A 13,793-nucleotide genomic window follows, 5' to 3' on the forward strand; every position below is an offset into this window, starting at 1 on the left:
TGACGCGACTGTGCCTGTTGCACGCTGACAGAGGCTCTCCGTTCCTGCCCCATGAGTACCCCTTTCGCCCGCTTGATGTTGCCCACCTGTGGCCCGACGGTGTCCGGATCTCTAGGCCAGCCTTGGCTTTGGCCTCGGGGTCGAGGAGGAGCTACCCAGCCGGGCCGCGGTGTTGGAAGGAGCGGGTCGTCTCGACGGTCGTCCCACTATGGCAATTGAGTGCGGGCATCGGACACGTGGCTTCCGGTGGCGGCTTGTGGTGCTCGTGACTTCGGACTTCGTCCGTCAGGCCCGGTCTCGCCAAGCGTCCAAATTGGCCAGCAAGTAGCTCGGTAGGCGCCATCTGGCCTCCCGATGCGGGAGCAACGTCCATCAGACCGCACTTGTGTCAGTTGGCAGGCCGTCATCCAGCCGTGGTGCATCAAGTGCGGGAGTAGTGCATTTGTTGTAGGTCAGCCCCGACGACGTGCGCCAACCTTGATCGAGTCCTGTTGAGGTTAACAAGCACCTTGGAGGTCCAATGCCCGCCTTGTCGCAGTCCACACGGAGTCACTATCAAGCGTGCTACACGCCCGTAAGACTGGGCGGCGAGGTGACAGCGACTCACCGTGTACTCGAGACAGCGCACTTCATTCGCCAAATGAACATGACCGACCAGGAGCTGGCTGACCTACTGCCGGTCCCCGCGAGCGGCCTGCTGGCCCCCGGAGGCCACGTCGTGGGCGGCGTTGGGGGTCCTCATCTCATGGCAGAGGCAGTCCTTGGTCTTCGAGAAGGTACCCAGCACCCCCCGGGCCTGCGGAGTTTGTTGGTCTGGGACAAGGAGGCTCTTCTGCATTTAGCACAAAGGCTCCTTGAGCACCGGAAAAACCGCGCGCCGGTGCTTGTAGAAAAGGACCATGATGAAACTCAAGATCGTATTGCGGACACGCCCTCTGGACCAGTAGCGAGATCAACCGAGACAGGGGATGCCGAGGCTCTCATGCTTGGGTCCGCCATCGCCAATTTCGAACGCCGTCTGAGAGTCGAGCCGGTCGGATACATTCACCTCGAACGAATTGACTTCATTCCTCTGGAAATCCTTGACGGAGAGCATATCCACTCAGTTCCTCTCGCCCCATATGAGGATATCACCTTAGTGCATCGAGAGTGGTCCAACTCCTCAACCGAATTTACACAAAGCGATACGCGCTCAGTGGATGAATCCGAGGAGCAAGCCGTTGTAGAGAAGAGCGACATAGAACAAGCAAGCAGCAACCAAAAGACGCACACCGAAAACCTGGGCGCGGGCGTCACCGCGACGGGAACATTCGGACCTGTCCGCTTGTCGGCGCATGCAAACCTAGATGTCTCATCGTCGTCTACTTCGAGTAGTCAAGCAAGCGTCAGAGAAAGCTCTGAAGTCACCAAGAAGGCGAGTCGTAGGGTCACGGAGGAGCACAAAGTTACCTTTCGGACCACAGCCGGTGAGGGAATCGAGGACGAGGCCACAAAGAAGTTCAAGAACCCGTCGGCCAAGCCAATGCGGATCGACTACGCACAGTTGGTGCGGCGTTGGGAAGCCCGCCTTTGTCGGTACGACGTGAGGCTGACATATGACATAGTTATCCCGAATCCGGGCGGGGACATTTTGGCCAAAGTCCTGAAGCGTCAAGAACTCGAAAATTCGCTCTCAGTGTCATTTGGCGATCCGAATACGCAACTCGAGTGGGCACGCTTCACTCTGACTCCCAGCGAAATCACCAGAGAAAGTTACCATTCGATAGCGAGCAAGTATGGCGCGACGGTTCCAAGTCCACCCCCACAAACGGTACCAATTCATGGGTCTGACAACCATCAGTTCAGATCCGTAGAGGAATCGAAGGGAGGAGGAACCTTCGCAGTGGAGGTCGATGTTGAAGAAGACTACGCGATCTCCTCAGCTGAATTGCAGGTCAACGCTTTCGGATTCCCCGGCGAGGCCTCCGCGTGGGGAGCGCACAATGGCCTATATCCAGTTGATCTGGCCGGCCTTGGCAACTGGACGCCGCAGCCAAATCTTGTCGGCCTGCGGGGGAAACTCTCCATCCCTTATGGCGCTAGATGGGCCAGCGCCATCTCTGCCCAGGTCCGCGGCGTGGCAACTCTGGATAATGGACGCTTTGTTTCGTGGCAACAGAGCGCTTGGAAGGCCATTTACGAAGTCGCGGAACGGCGATATCAGTTGCAGCGCGCCTCAATCGCTGAGCGGTTGCGGAGTCTCACAGGAGAATTATCGGAAGAAAACCCTGCAGGACTTCGCAAACTGGAGCGTGAAGAAGTCATGAAGAATGCGAAGCGATGGCTTCTCGGACCGGACTTTACCTTTACCGAAAAGGGTGCACCAGAGTCATACTATAGCGATAACGGGTCAGTGATTAGCGAAACCGCATGGGTAGGATATATGGCCCACGGCGAGACGATCAAGTTTCTCAACCATGCTATTGAATGGGAGAGCATGCTGTACTTCCTATATCCATACTACTGGGGGTCGGCAGGAAGTTGGCAACAGCGTCTTGGCATCGAGCACCCAGACTTCCGCCACCTCGCGTTCTTGAGGTCCGGGGCCGCGAGAGTAGTTTTGCCGATCGCTTCCGGCTATGAGCGTGACTTCATGAGTTACGTAGAGACCGGGGATATTGGAAACTCACATCCATACGTGACTATTGCTGAGGAGATGGAGAGATACGCGAAAACCAACTATCCGGGGGCCACATCCGCCAATCCGACGCCCGAGCCGCGTCCCCTACTGACCTTCCGCCAGAAGAAGGCTTGGGACGAAATTCAGGCTTGGATGGTTCTTATAGAGGGGTTCAAGGCGCAGAATGGCCGATACCCAAATACGGGGGAGGGTCTAGCTGCCGCGATGCCACTGACGCACGTCGGCCCATCTCTGGTGGATCCTTGGGGTGATCGCTACGCCTATGAATGCCCCGGTCGCGAGGGTGACTACGACCTGAGTTCCGCCGGCGGTCCTCGCGGATCTGACGCGCATCCCTCGGAGGGATTGGCGATCACGAATTGGGCGACCGCATCCATGGTTGGCAGATGGTATGAGCACACGCCAACTAGCTCATTGACCATCAAAGTTGCGACCGGGTTGCCCGTTGCCTAGCCGTGAGCGAACGTTGTCCTTTTCGAAGAATCCAGTGAGGAGTCAGAAATGAGCAATTCTCAGTGGCTTGGGGAGCCCTACCCACCGGACCTGTTGAAGACGGTTCTACGAGACCAGTGCGTACAACTCCGTCTCCAGGAGAGTCCTGAGGACGAACAGGAATCTGAACACAGCCGCCTGGGAACGATGACACCGCAGAGTCTGCAGGTAATTACTGCCGGCGCTAGCCAGTTCTCTAAATGGTGGGTTGGGTTGGTGGGTGGCGGTCTTGGTGCAGGTGCCCTGGTGCAAGGTGTCGTGGGTATGGGCTGGGAACCTCTCGGCCTTGATGCCCCGGGGGCTACTCAGCAGGCAGTAATCACCGCATCCGCAGCGTTTTTGGCATCTGCAATCGCATTCGCGATCGCCATAATGGTGAGGGGTGATGTGTCAAGCCGAGCTGTTGCTTCCGCGGCCCAATACCAAGCTCGTGCTCAGGTTGTGACGAGTTTGGTGGGAGCATTTGCGTACCCCCAGCCCGCTCCTCGAGCGCATTATCTCTTGACCACCGACCAGGGGGAGAAGTTTGTCGTCAGTACGTTCACGTGGGATGACGGTCTCTATGCTGTTGTCGACGGCAACAAGCGGGTGCCGTATGAGGCCTTCAGTCATTTGGTGGCCCTGCCGCTGTCCGCTGAGCGACAATAGCGGATGGAGAGGACGCTGGTAGGCTGACGAGGGGGCATTCGTGACGGAAATGCCGGTGCAACGCACGCTGTTCGAGATGGCGCTTGAGACGCTGCTTAAGTCTCGCGGTAGCGGACTCCTGGGTCGTTTGGAAGCCGATGTGGCAGCTAGCGAGAATCAATGGAACTCCTTCTCTCCGGAGCCAATCGACTGGGCGGAACAGTTTACGATCTATCGCGACTTTAAAGCGGACAGCGCTCGAGCCATTTCGGGGAACAATGTCGCGACAAGCCTCAACCGAAGTTCCGCCATCCTTTCAGCGATTCGTGAGAGACTCACGGAGTTGGCGCAAAGCGCCGCCCCTCTTCGGGCGGGAGTTGTCGCAGATCTCTTGGTAGCGGCCCTGATCTCAGCGGACGTGACAAGATGGCAGGTTGCTCATTCACTTGCGATGGCGCAGCTTTACCGAGCGGACGTGCCTGGCCTCCTTCTGCTCCAGTCCTCTGACCGCCTCTACGCAAACGTCACAGATCCGCTCTTGAGGGCGTGCGAGTCAGCCGTTTCGGGAGGTGCGACTTCCGAACTGGCAGCCACTCTGCGCGGTCGTGCCGAGAAGATTAAGTATGAGGTGGATTTCTACAACGGCCTTGTTTCGAACGTCAGGCGGGGAGCGCTACTAAGCAAGACAGTCATTTTGGTCCTTGACACAGCCATTCAAGTAGTTCTCATTTACGAGCTCGCAACAACGTTGGCAAGGAATTTCCCTGGCCCACCAGCGGCCGGTGGAGGCTTGCTCGTCTCGGGCTCCGGCGTGCTTGCTGTCCAACGGGGGTTGGTGCTCGAGTGGTCGGCGGTGATGGAGGGCCTTACGGTGCTGGGTGGGCTGGGGATCCTTATCGCGATGAGTTCACGAGAAGCCGCCGCGACAGCCGCAGGCCCCAAGAGCCCGTTGGGACAGGCCGAGCGAGAGGACAAGAGTCCGGGGATACCCAGTGGACCACCCAGGCCGGCTCCGCCCAACCTGCTCGAAGGGCCAAACACGCCTGAAGCCTTAGCACGACATGCCGCGAAAGAGGAGGCCAGGTTTGCTGTTGAGCGGGCATTCAGGCAGAAACTTCCCTTTTCAAGTCTTGATATCCGCTTGCGGCAGCGGTTTGGGCAATGGCTAATGGATCAGATCTATCCAATGGTCGTCCGCATCCAAAGTGGCCTTGGCGAGGTGTACTACTCGGGTCGTCTTGATAAGCAGTTCATTAACCGAATTCGCCGCCCTGGCAGCTCTGCCGTTTTCATCGAGCCGTGGGTGTCCGGACGTGGAATCGCCTCCACAAAGTCGGGTTTCGTCAGACTCGACTTGCTTCGGATCCGTTTCGGAACAGGCGTCCAGGGAGATTTTGCCGAGATAGTGGATATCGCGACGTCGTTTCGGCGGCCGCACCTAAGGGGCACTGGTGGCTACGTTCCCGTTGTAAATTCGACGCTGGGGCTGCGCGTCAAGGCTGCAAGCGATCTCGTTTTTGTCGAGGGCGACCGCGTGATTGGGAGCCTGATCGACTTCAGTGCCCTCCCGTAGCGTGTGGCTACCCGTACCGACGGGCCAAAACGGTCACCGTCAGTTGGGAGCGATGCACCTTGTCATCACCGTTCCATCGTATCGCGCGCGTGTCTGCTGTTGGTCTGACCCGAAAAACTGGTATCGACCTGCCTGAGAGAAATTCCGCGAACGGGGCTGCGCTTTTGCATGAGAACCGTCCTACTATCCCTGCCGGCAGCGTGTGTCAGTTGGCGTCCCGCTCGCTCCTCGATGGCAGTGCCCCAAGTGACATCTAGGTGGGTGCCTCGTACCTTGGCGTCATGGCGGTGCGGTGGGTGGCAACTCCGGCAGGAGCCCACCTTGCCGGGCGGCGGAAAACGAACACGGCGCCTGAGGTTCTTCTTCGTCGCGCCGTCCATGCTGCCGGGGGTCGCTTCCGTCTACATCCGCGGCTGGCCAAGGGGTGCACGCCTGACTTCGTGCTTCCGGGCCGGAAAGTCGCGGTCTTTGTCGACGGGTGCTTCTGGCACGGTTGTCCCAAGCACGGCCGCACGAAGGCATGGACCGGCCCCAACGCAGAGCTCTGGGAGCAGAAGATGCTGCGCAATGCGGAGCGCGACCGGCGGTCAAGTCTGCTTGCGGAAGAGCAGGGTTGGCGCGTCATCCGGGCATGGGAGTGTGAGGTCCTTCGTGACCCACATGAAGTTGCGTCGAGGATCCTCGCGTCCGCAGGTCCTGCCAAACCGGCGAGCTGAGGCAAACAATCTCCATGGGCCAAAGGGGGATGGCGTCCTGACTTGCCATCCGACATTGAATCGTTCTGCAAGGCTCGCCAGCATCCGCGCGTCCCGCCAGGAAGGTGCTCTCGTGATTCCGACTTTCGAGGTTGTCCCCTCGCAGCCAGTCAACCCGGAACAACTCATCGGCTCTTTGACAGTCCAGGAGTGGGAAGAAGGGTGGGATGGGAACCGGGCGTACGGCTGCATCTGCCGTTACGACTGGGACGAGGCCAACGACCAGCTGCGCTATGAATCAATTGTGCTGCGCCAGGCCGACGCCGGTTCGTCGAAGCACGAAGAGTTCGAAGCGTTTCTCGAGGAACTAGACGTGCCACACGAGTACTTCACCGCCATGGATGTCGGAGTCGCAGGCTTGGTCCTGGCGCTGACATGCGCCGGCCTTCGGACGAGCAGCTCGTGCAGGGGACACGTCCGTGACGGCCAGCCCGCTGTTCGCGCAGCGGCAACGCCCGCGCATGTCGCTTACCTGCAACCATTGGCCCTGGAGAGTGGCTGCACGGTAGTCCCTGAGAACGGACAGATCGTCATCCTTGCGCCGGATGTGCTGCGCCTTGTCGCACTGGGAAAGGCGATCGTCGACGATCGAGCGGTCGCAGGAGAGCTCGGCTACCTGGAGGTCACTGGTGATCTCGAGGACGACCAGTACTACAAACAGGAGTCTCCCTAAGGCGCCGCCGAACAGCGAACTTGAGGGACGCCGATCGCCCAACGAAGCTAAACCGCCCAGCCAGACATGCTCTAGAGGGAGCTCGAACATTAGCTCGAGCTGAGTTACCATGGGCAGCGTGACGCCCCCAGCCTTCCGCTTCATTGACCTCTTCGCAGGAATTGGCGGCTTTCACGCCGCGCTCAAGGCGATGGGCGGAGAGTGCGTCTATGCCGTCGAGATTGACCCCCTGGCACGCAAGGTCTACGAGTCCAACTGGGGCCACTCGGCCCTAGGTGCCAATGACCGGGGCGACATTACGCTTGATGCGGATGCCGACCGTGGTGTCATGGAAGTGCCCGAGCACGATGTGCTCTGTGCCGGGTTTCCGTGTCAGCCCTTCTCCAAGTCCGGCGCCCAGCGTGGCATGGACGAAGCAAGGGGCACGCTCTTCTTCAACATCGCCAGCATCATCAAGGCCCGTCATCCCCTGATCGTGATCCTTGAGAACGTCCGCAACCTCATAGGGCCAAAGCACCAACACGAGTGGGACGTAATCATCGAGACACTGCAGGACGAGGGCTACCACGTCAGTAACCAGGCCGCCGTATTCTCGCCCCACCTACTTCCGCCTCATCTTGGTGGCGTGCCTCAGGTCCGCGAACGCGTCTTCATCACAGCAACGCTCGCTCCAGACCTAGTGGCCCGTGACATCGAGTTCGGCGGGCCCGGCCCCGTGGCGACCATGACCGACCGCTTCCCGAGCGCAGAGGGAGCCACGGGCCTCTTCGACCCCAAGAAGGACTGGCACCTCGAGGGTCTCCTCGACGACTCACACAACATCCCCGGGTGTGACCTGACGGATGCGGAGACGCATTGGATCAATGCCTGGGAAGAGTTCGTGCAGATCATGAGGCCCCTCATGAACGACCGCCATCTCCCAGGGCATCCAATCTGGGCCGATGCGTGGCTGGACTTTCCAGAGATGAAGCGGATCGACTGGCAGGCCCGCAAGATCCGCGTACCCCGCAGGGTGTCACGGCCCGTCGTGGATTCTGACCTTCCTGACTGGAAGCAGAGCCATCTGCGCAAGAACCACGACATGTTCGCCCGGCACTTCGCCGCCATCATCCCTTGGGCACACCGATGGGGAATCTACTCGGAGGCCTTCCCAGCGTCGCGGCGCAAGCTGGAATGGCAGGCCCAGGAGACCAAGTCGCTCTGGCACACCGTGATGCACTTCCGCCCTTCCGGCATCCGGGCAAAGAAGGCGACCTACTTGCCGGCGCTGGTGGCGATCACCCAAACCTCAATCGTGGGCCCGCGAGAGCGACGGCTGTCCCCCCGCGAGACTGCGCGTTTGCAGGGACTTCCGGACTCCTTCATCTTCCCCGGTCAGTCGGCCGCAGCGACGTACAAGCAAATGGGTAACGGGGTCAACGTCGGTGCCGTGTGGCACATCTTCCGTGCCCACGTCGATCGCGACGCCAATATCCTCCGCCGAACCGCTCGAGGGCGCGCCATCGTCGCAGCAGTCGAGAAGGCACCTTTGCGGCCGAACGAGATACTGGCAAAACACCAGCCAGCCCATTCGTAGATTCCCGAGCAATTGCGCTTCCTGACGGCTAGCCTGCCCCAGTGCCTGCCTCAGAGAACTGGTTCCTCTTCTTCCCAGCAGAGACTTTCACTGAAGCCATCGAGCGCATCTATGCCCTGACTGGACGGAATCCCGACGACTCGCGCGGCGAAAAGCGAGCCTTGGTCGCTCTGCGAGACTCACTGGCCCTGGATGTGGACCTCGTGCGCACCAACGCTGTACTTGGGCGCGAAATTGCAAAAGCACTCACGGTCGACTGGGACCCAGCGCTGCACACGGAGCGGAACAAGGTAACCCTGGAGGGCCTGAACGTCCTCCTTGCGGGTGCAACCGAAGCGAGGCAGCGTGGCTCCCTTCGCCGCCTTCGTGACGCGGCGCCCGCAGAGTTAGCCGGCCCCGCCTGGGCTGCCTTTCAGCCCGCGCGTTCGAAGATCGAGGCCGTCACACGCATCGCTGCGCTTACTCGCGCTCCCAAGGAATGGCTCGGGCCGGGCGCCAAGGAGCACAAGTCCGTTCTGACCAATCTCGCGGATCGGGCCCTTCCCGATGTCGCCATGAACCGGTCGAGCAAGACCAAGCTTGCTGCATCCCTTGCTACCGAGTTTGGCGTGCCCTGGACTGACAAGTGCGAGTCCACGGGTGAAACGATCTCGCTGACTGGCCTCAACATGATCCTGGCCGGAGCCGAGCGGCACCTCGGGTTTCTCGGTTCTGAAGTCGTCGACGCCCTGGCTGCCCCGGAGGATGAGGGCGACGCGCTCGCCGCTGCATTGTTAGCCAAGCTGCCATCGCGATGGGATGGGAAGCTTGCAGTGAAGTGGCTGGCGGATCGCGGACTTCGGGGAGCCAACGACAACGAATGGCAAGGCTTCTACGGCGAGGAGCGGGCCAAAGTCGTCCTTGCCGGCGCCTTCACTCCGCCCGATCGCCCACGTCGGGTTCGATACGGCAACACCGCGTTCGACTACGCCCTCAACTTTGTCTGGGACATCAAGGTCCACACTGAAACCCAAGTGTTCGGCGATCGCGTGGCTGGTGGGAAGACCGACACCCTCCTCAACGACGAGAGGGCCATCCGGGCCTGCATCGACGAGCAAGGTTTGGGTTTCCTGATCGTCAACGGTGCGGCCGAGATGGACGAAAGCGGCGAGTTCGTCGCGTGGCACCGCCAGTTCAAGGCCGGGAGGGGAGGACCGCCAGCAGCCCCGTCCAACTCAGGTACGAGCCGCACGCGCAAAGCGGCCTTCACCACGCTGCATGTCGAGTCCTTTTGGGTCCCGAACTCTGAGGCCCTGGACGCGGCAATTTTGCGGGGGGCATTGAAGGTAAAGCCCATCGGCCGCCAAGCTCCGAGGGCTTTAGGCGGCGAGGGCGCAGCTAGGGCTGACAAATTTGTGATGCGAATGCGTGAGGCGCGCAAATCGATCCGCGTTGCTCGCTACGACTGGTAGGCGCGCATCCCAGGAGTCGCGGTCCTCAGGTGCCGTGGAGCGCCGACTCAGGAGAAGACTGTTTAGCGGAGACGAAGCTTGACGCCCTGCTTCCATCGGGGAGCCCTCACCTATGGATCGACTGGGGCATCCCGGCTGGTCGATTCGACCCCGTGCTGTGCAAACTTCCTCGCCGCCTCGTCGGTGGATGGGTGGTTCCAAACGCGCAGGGTCGGGCTATTGAGATTCGGGCGCATCTGGCGGGTTGACACGTAGCGCTCCCGCATGGCCCCGATCTGGGCGCTGGTTAGGGACCAGCGGGGCGGCCAACAGACTTCCTGTCGTGCGACAGGTTGTATCGGGACCAAGCGATGGGTGCGTTGCGTGGTCCACCGGCTGAACCGCTCGGTGTCCACGCCGACCCCTACGACAACCTCGAAAGCCAGGTGACCAATCGTAGAGACGCTGAAGAAGGCGCATCGAGGCATTCCGCCCGGCAAGAGGTTCCCAAGTACGAGTTCGAATTTGGGCAGGAAGCCCGTCGGGTCACCCGCGTGCCCTGCTTCGACGGAAGGGGTTAGGGTGGCTGTCCGACAGGTACGGCCGCATGTGCCGCGCAATCCAACCCTCAGCCTTCTCCACAAGGAGATTCGAGGCGCTCGACCGAAGGGGCACAACGTAATAGCAGTCGAAAGTCTGAAGTTTGCGCGGTTCTCTCAGGTGCTGTTTCATCCGTCCCTCTAGGCGACGCCCGTCAAGGTCTGAACAGACCTTGCCGACATAGGCGCACTTTCCGGTCGGGTCGAACACGACGTAGACGCCTCGAACGCCACTTGGCCACCGATCGACACCAATCTGGAAGGGACCTAGCAGCCCGCCATCGAGGTCGTGACCTGCGATCTCTTCCAGCGCACGAGCGACTTCCGGTTTCAATCTGTCGTGCTGTCGTTCCGGGCCGCCCATGTGGTTCCAAGACCAACGATCCGCATCCGCGCTCGGTCTAGGTTCAGACTGACCTCGTCTGCGATGTCTTTGGGGACTCCGTCGACATTCGCGATCTTCTGATCCTCCTCGGTGATCTCGTCCAGCGCTTCGATCTTTGCAAGAAGCGTGCCGGAGTCATCCCGGATGCCAAAGATCCTGTGACGGAGCTCGTCGCGAGGCGTCCAGTCCGGCTCCGGGCCGTCCTCTCCACCACCGCCGTCACCGTCCGGCTCGGCACTGACGAAAGTCTTTCGCAGCCACTGGTCATCGACGAGCATGTCCTTGTCCGCGGGGGTCTGCGAGATCTCGCCTTGCTCGTTGACCTGACGAGGGTGCTGGGCCGCCCGTCCATCCACGATCGCTTGGTGAAGGACTCGAGCGCCGTGCGCCGTACGGATGATGTCTTGAAGCAGTTCTTCGGCGAAACGAGTGTCCGTTCGACTCGACTTTTGTAGGGCCGAGTACCGAGTCAGCCAGAATGCTCCACGCACGGCGAGCTCTGCGCTGGCTTCGCCCGTAGAACCGGCAGCAACCTCATCAAGTGCTGCCGCGAGGAGTTCCTCCGGCGAGCGTCCCGTTGGGGCCCAGAGGTTGTCTGGCCGCAGTCTGGTTAGAGCGTTCGGAAGGGCTTGACGGGGATTCCGTCGTGCCAGTTCCGTGGCACTACGTCGATAGGGCCGCATCGCTAGTTCAGTCGCGACCTCCAGCCGGGTAAGTCGATCTGGGTTGTGCATCCCGATGCGCCGCAAGGCTCGGTTTACGGCGTTGGCGTTCTGGCGGCGGTCCAACTCATAGAAGATCTCAGCCGCCCGGCCGTCCAGGGTGGCGTTGTAGCCGGCAGTGGTAGCTTCCTCAGGCGTCAGCAGCCCAGCAAGGTATTGGCGTCGTGTGGTGTCGATACGTCCCCGGCGCTCGAGTTCGTCGAGTACGGAGTCGGCGCGCTTGTCCTGACCCGCCGCATCGCCCCAGGGGGTTGGCGGTTCGACATGTAGAAGGCCCAGGTAGGCGTCAAGCACGTGCCTGAATGTGATGCCTGGCTCGTCTGACTCCCATCCAATGATGAGGTTTGCCGGCAGGGCCTGGTTTCTCAGGCGAGCGAAATCGGCCTGGGTTAGAGATGCCTTGTCCTGACTCATCAATTGCGCGACTTCACGCCGCCGCACGTCGAGCGCGTCCCCTTCAGTCAGCGTGAAGAGGACATCCTCAGCACTGAGGCCCCACGTGCGCATCGCCGCAGTAAGTCGGGAGGAGCCGTCGATGGTGCAGACGACGGTCCTGCTCGCCGTCGAGTCATGGAACTGAAACTTAACCGGGACAAGGGTGATGGGCAGCAAGACGCCCTGCGTCTGAACCGACGCAAGGAGGTCGTTGTTTCCAGTGATGTACTCGTGACCTTCGCGCATGTCGCTCTTGAGGCTGGCAGCTGAGGCAGCCGAAATGGTCAAGGTCGCTGCGTCGTTTGGTCCATCCGCAATCGTCAGCGGCTCGATGCCTCCGCTGCCACTATCGCCGGCTGGGTAGCGAACGCGTGCAGAGACTCGAGGGTTCGTCGGGATGGGGAGCGCTGCTCCGTTCCGGATGCGCACAGCGATATAGCGGATCGTCCCCCCGTGGACACCGAACTCCGCAGGTGCCTTGAGCTGGGCCAACGCCTGGTCTGGATCATCGATGGCGCGGACCATGGCCACAGACGAAGCTTCGTCGAACCCAAGGTCACGAAACTCCTTGAGGAGCCGGTTGCGGGCGGCGGTTTTGGGTCGGGTCTCGAAGTCCTTGATCGGACGCGGAGGAAGGGCCTCGTCAGCGTCCTCCAACTGTCCCTCTGGGGTCGATTCTGCGCTCGTCACTGCCGTCATTGCATCCTCCTAGGTTCGCCGCAGTGATGCTATCTAGGGCGACATGCCCAGTTTGCGTGTTTGCGGAACTGTCGCCGAGGACGGCGCGCCAGCGCCGCCCGCAGGCGGTTGCGGCGCGCAGCGCCGCCTTGATACCTAAGAGCGGAATCCAGCAACACCAGGGAACGGCGCGCACGGTGTCGTGGACGCGTCGTGCGCCCGGATGCCCATTAAGCCCCGTAGGTTGCTCGCATGGTTGGGGTTGAGGCGTTCACTGATTGGGTTGAGTTCGAGACATGGCCAGCACCCGGCTGTCCCACGTGCGGGGCGGGGTTCCTCTCGGGTGAGGACAAACTGGACAAGGTGGAGACTGCGCGATCGGTCTCTTGGCGCAAGGAAGAGGCATGGGAGCCCGACTGGATCCACGGTGTCTTGAGTGGTCACCTGACTTGTAACAACGAAAGGTGCGGGGAATTTGTAGTGGTCGGTGGAACGTGGTGCGTTGGCGACTCGCGCGACCCGTACCAGCAGTATGCGGAGCGGTTGACTCTCCGCTTCTTTCACCCTCCGCTTCAGTTCATCCGCATCCCCGAGAAGACGCCGGATGAGACCGCGCGCGCGATCCGTGACGCCTCGAGCCTATTGCTGGCCAACCCCAGTGCGGCCGCGAACCGCCTCCGGCAGGGCATTGAAGCTCTCCTGACAGCAAAGAAGGTCAAGCGGTTTACTATCGCGACGCGTCGGAACGGATCGACGTTCAGAGATCGTCTTACGCTGCATGCTCGCATCGAGATCCTGCGCAAGTCAGAGAAGGACGTCGCCGACCTTCTCGAAGCGGTCAAGTGGATCGGGAACGACGGTTCCCACGAGTCGGGCCTAACGGCGCGGGAAGTGCTCGTAGGGGCACGGATCATGGAGGCCGCGCTGTACAGACTTTTTGAGTCCAGGGATCCTGAGATGGAACGCATCGTCAGGAAGATCATTAAGAACAAGGGGATTCGCAAGCGGACGTAGCTTGGCCTGCCCTCCCTTGTTGGCGCATTTCGGGGATGCGTCCTCGTAGCGGAGCATTGGTAGGGACGGTCGGGTTGGGTCAAGGGTGGCCGCAGGCCATCACGTAGTGACGCCGTCAGGCGCCCTTGACGTGTTCCGACCGGGCCGGACGATG

The 13,793-nt window shown here is 60.9% G+C and carries 9 protein-coding genes; 8 read left to right on the forward strand and 1 reads right to left on the reverse strand.

Annotated features, from left to right (window positions below):
• Positions 1-640: 640 nt before the first annotated feature.
• From ASG91_RS20060 to ASG91_RS04715, 7 genes are all read left to right on the forward strand, one after another.
• Entirely contained in the window at positions 641-3,133 is a 2,493-nt protein-coding gene (locus tag ASG91_RS20060; protein WP_162257502.1) for a type II secretion system protein GspG, read from the forward strand.
• Positions 3,134-3,181: 48 nt separating this feature from the next.
• A complete protein-coding gene (locus ASG91_RS20515; protein WP_157606040.1) occupies positions 3,182-3,820 on the forward strand; it encodes a hypothetical protein in 639 nt (212 codons plus the stop codon).
• Positions 3,821-3,860: 40 nt separating this feature from the next.
• Positions 3,861-5,372, forward strand: a complete 1,512-nt coding sequence (locus tag ASG91_RS20520) for a hypothetical protein (RefSeq protein ID WP_157606043.1) — start codon at positions 3,861-3,863, stop codon at positions 5,370-5,372.
• A gap of 281 nt (positions 5,373-5,653) precedes the next feature.
• Positions 5,654-6,088 (forward strand): very short patch repair endonuclease, encoded by a 435-nt coding sequence (locus ASG91_RS21420; RefSeq protein ID WP_082593962.1) that lies wholly within the window; start codon positions 5,654-5,656, stop codon positions 6,086-6,088.
• A 112-nt stretch (positions 6,089-6,200) separates the two neighbouring features.
• A complete protein-coding gene (locus ASG91_RS04705; RefSeq protein ID WP_056921465.1) occupies positions 6,201-6,800 on the forward strand; it encodes a hypothetical protein in 600 nt (199 codons plus the stop codon).
• A 118-nt stretch (positions 6,801-6,918) separates the two neighbouring features.
• Positions 6,919-8,376 carry a DNA cytosine methyltransferase gene (locus ASG91_RS04710; protein ID WP_235545405.1) on the forward strand — a complete coding sequence of 486 codons (1,458 nt, stop codon included), beginning with the start codon at positions 6,919-6,921 and terminating at the stop codon, positions 8,374-8,376.
• Between the two features lie 41 nt (positions 8,377-8,417).
• Entirely contained in the window at positions 8,418-9,827 is a 1,410-nt protein-coding gene (locus tag ASG91_RS04715) for a hypothetical protein (RefSeq protein ID WP_157606046.1), read from the forward strand.
• A gap of 908 nt (positions 9,828-10,735) precedes the next feature.
• On the opposite strand, the gene ASG91_RS04720 is transcribed toward ASG91_RS04715, so the two are convergent.
• Positions 10,736-12,646: a hypothetical protein gene (locus ASG91_RS04720; protein WP_157606049.1), complete on the reverse strand. Its 1,911-nt coding sequence runs from the start codon at positions 12,644-12,646 to the stop codon at positions 10,736-10,738.
• Positions 12,647-12,877: 231 nt separating this feature from the next.
• Between ASG91_RS04720 and ASG91_RS04725 the strand changes: the two genes are divergently transcribed.
• Positions 12,878-13,639, forward strand: coding sequence for a DUF4145 domain-containing protein (locus tag ASG91_RS04725; protein ID WP_082593911.1), 762 nt, complete (start codon positions 12,878-12,880; stop codon positions 13,637-13,639).
• Positions 13,640-13,793: the final 154 nt, after the last annotated feature.

This window comes from Phycicoccus sp. Soil802, assembly GCF_001429605.1.
Taxonomy (GTDB): domain Bacteria; phylum Actinomycetota; class Actinomycetes; order Actinomycetales; family Dermatophilaceae; genus Pedococcus.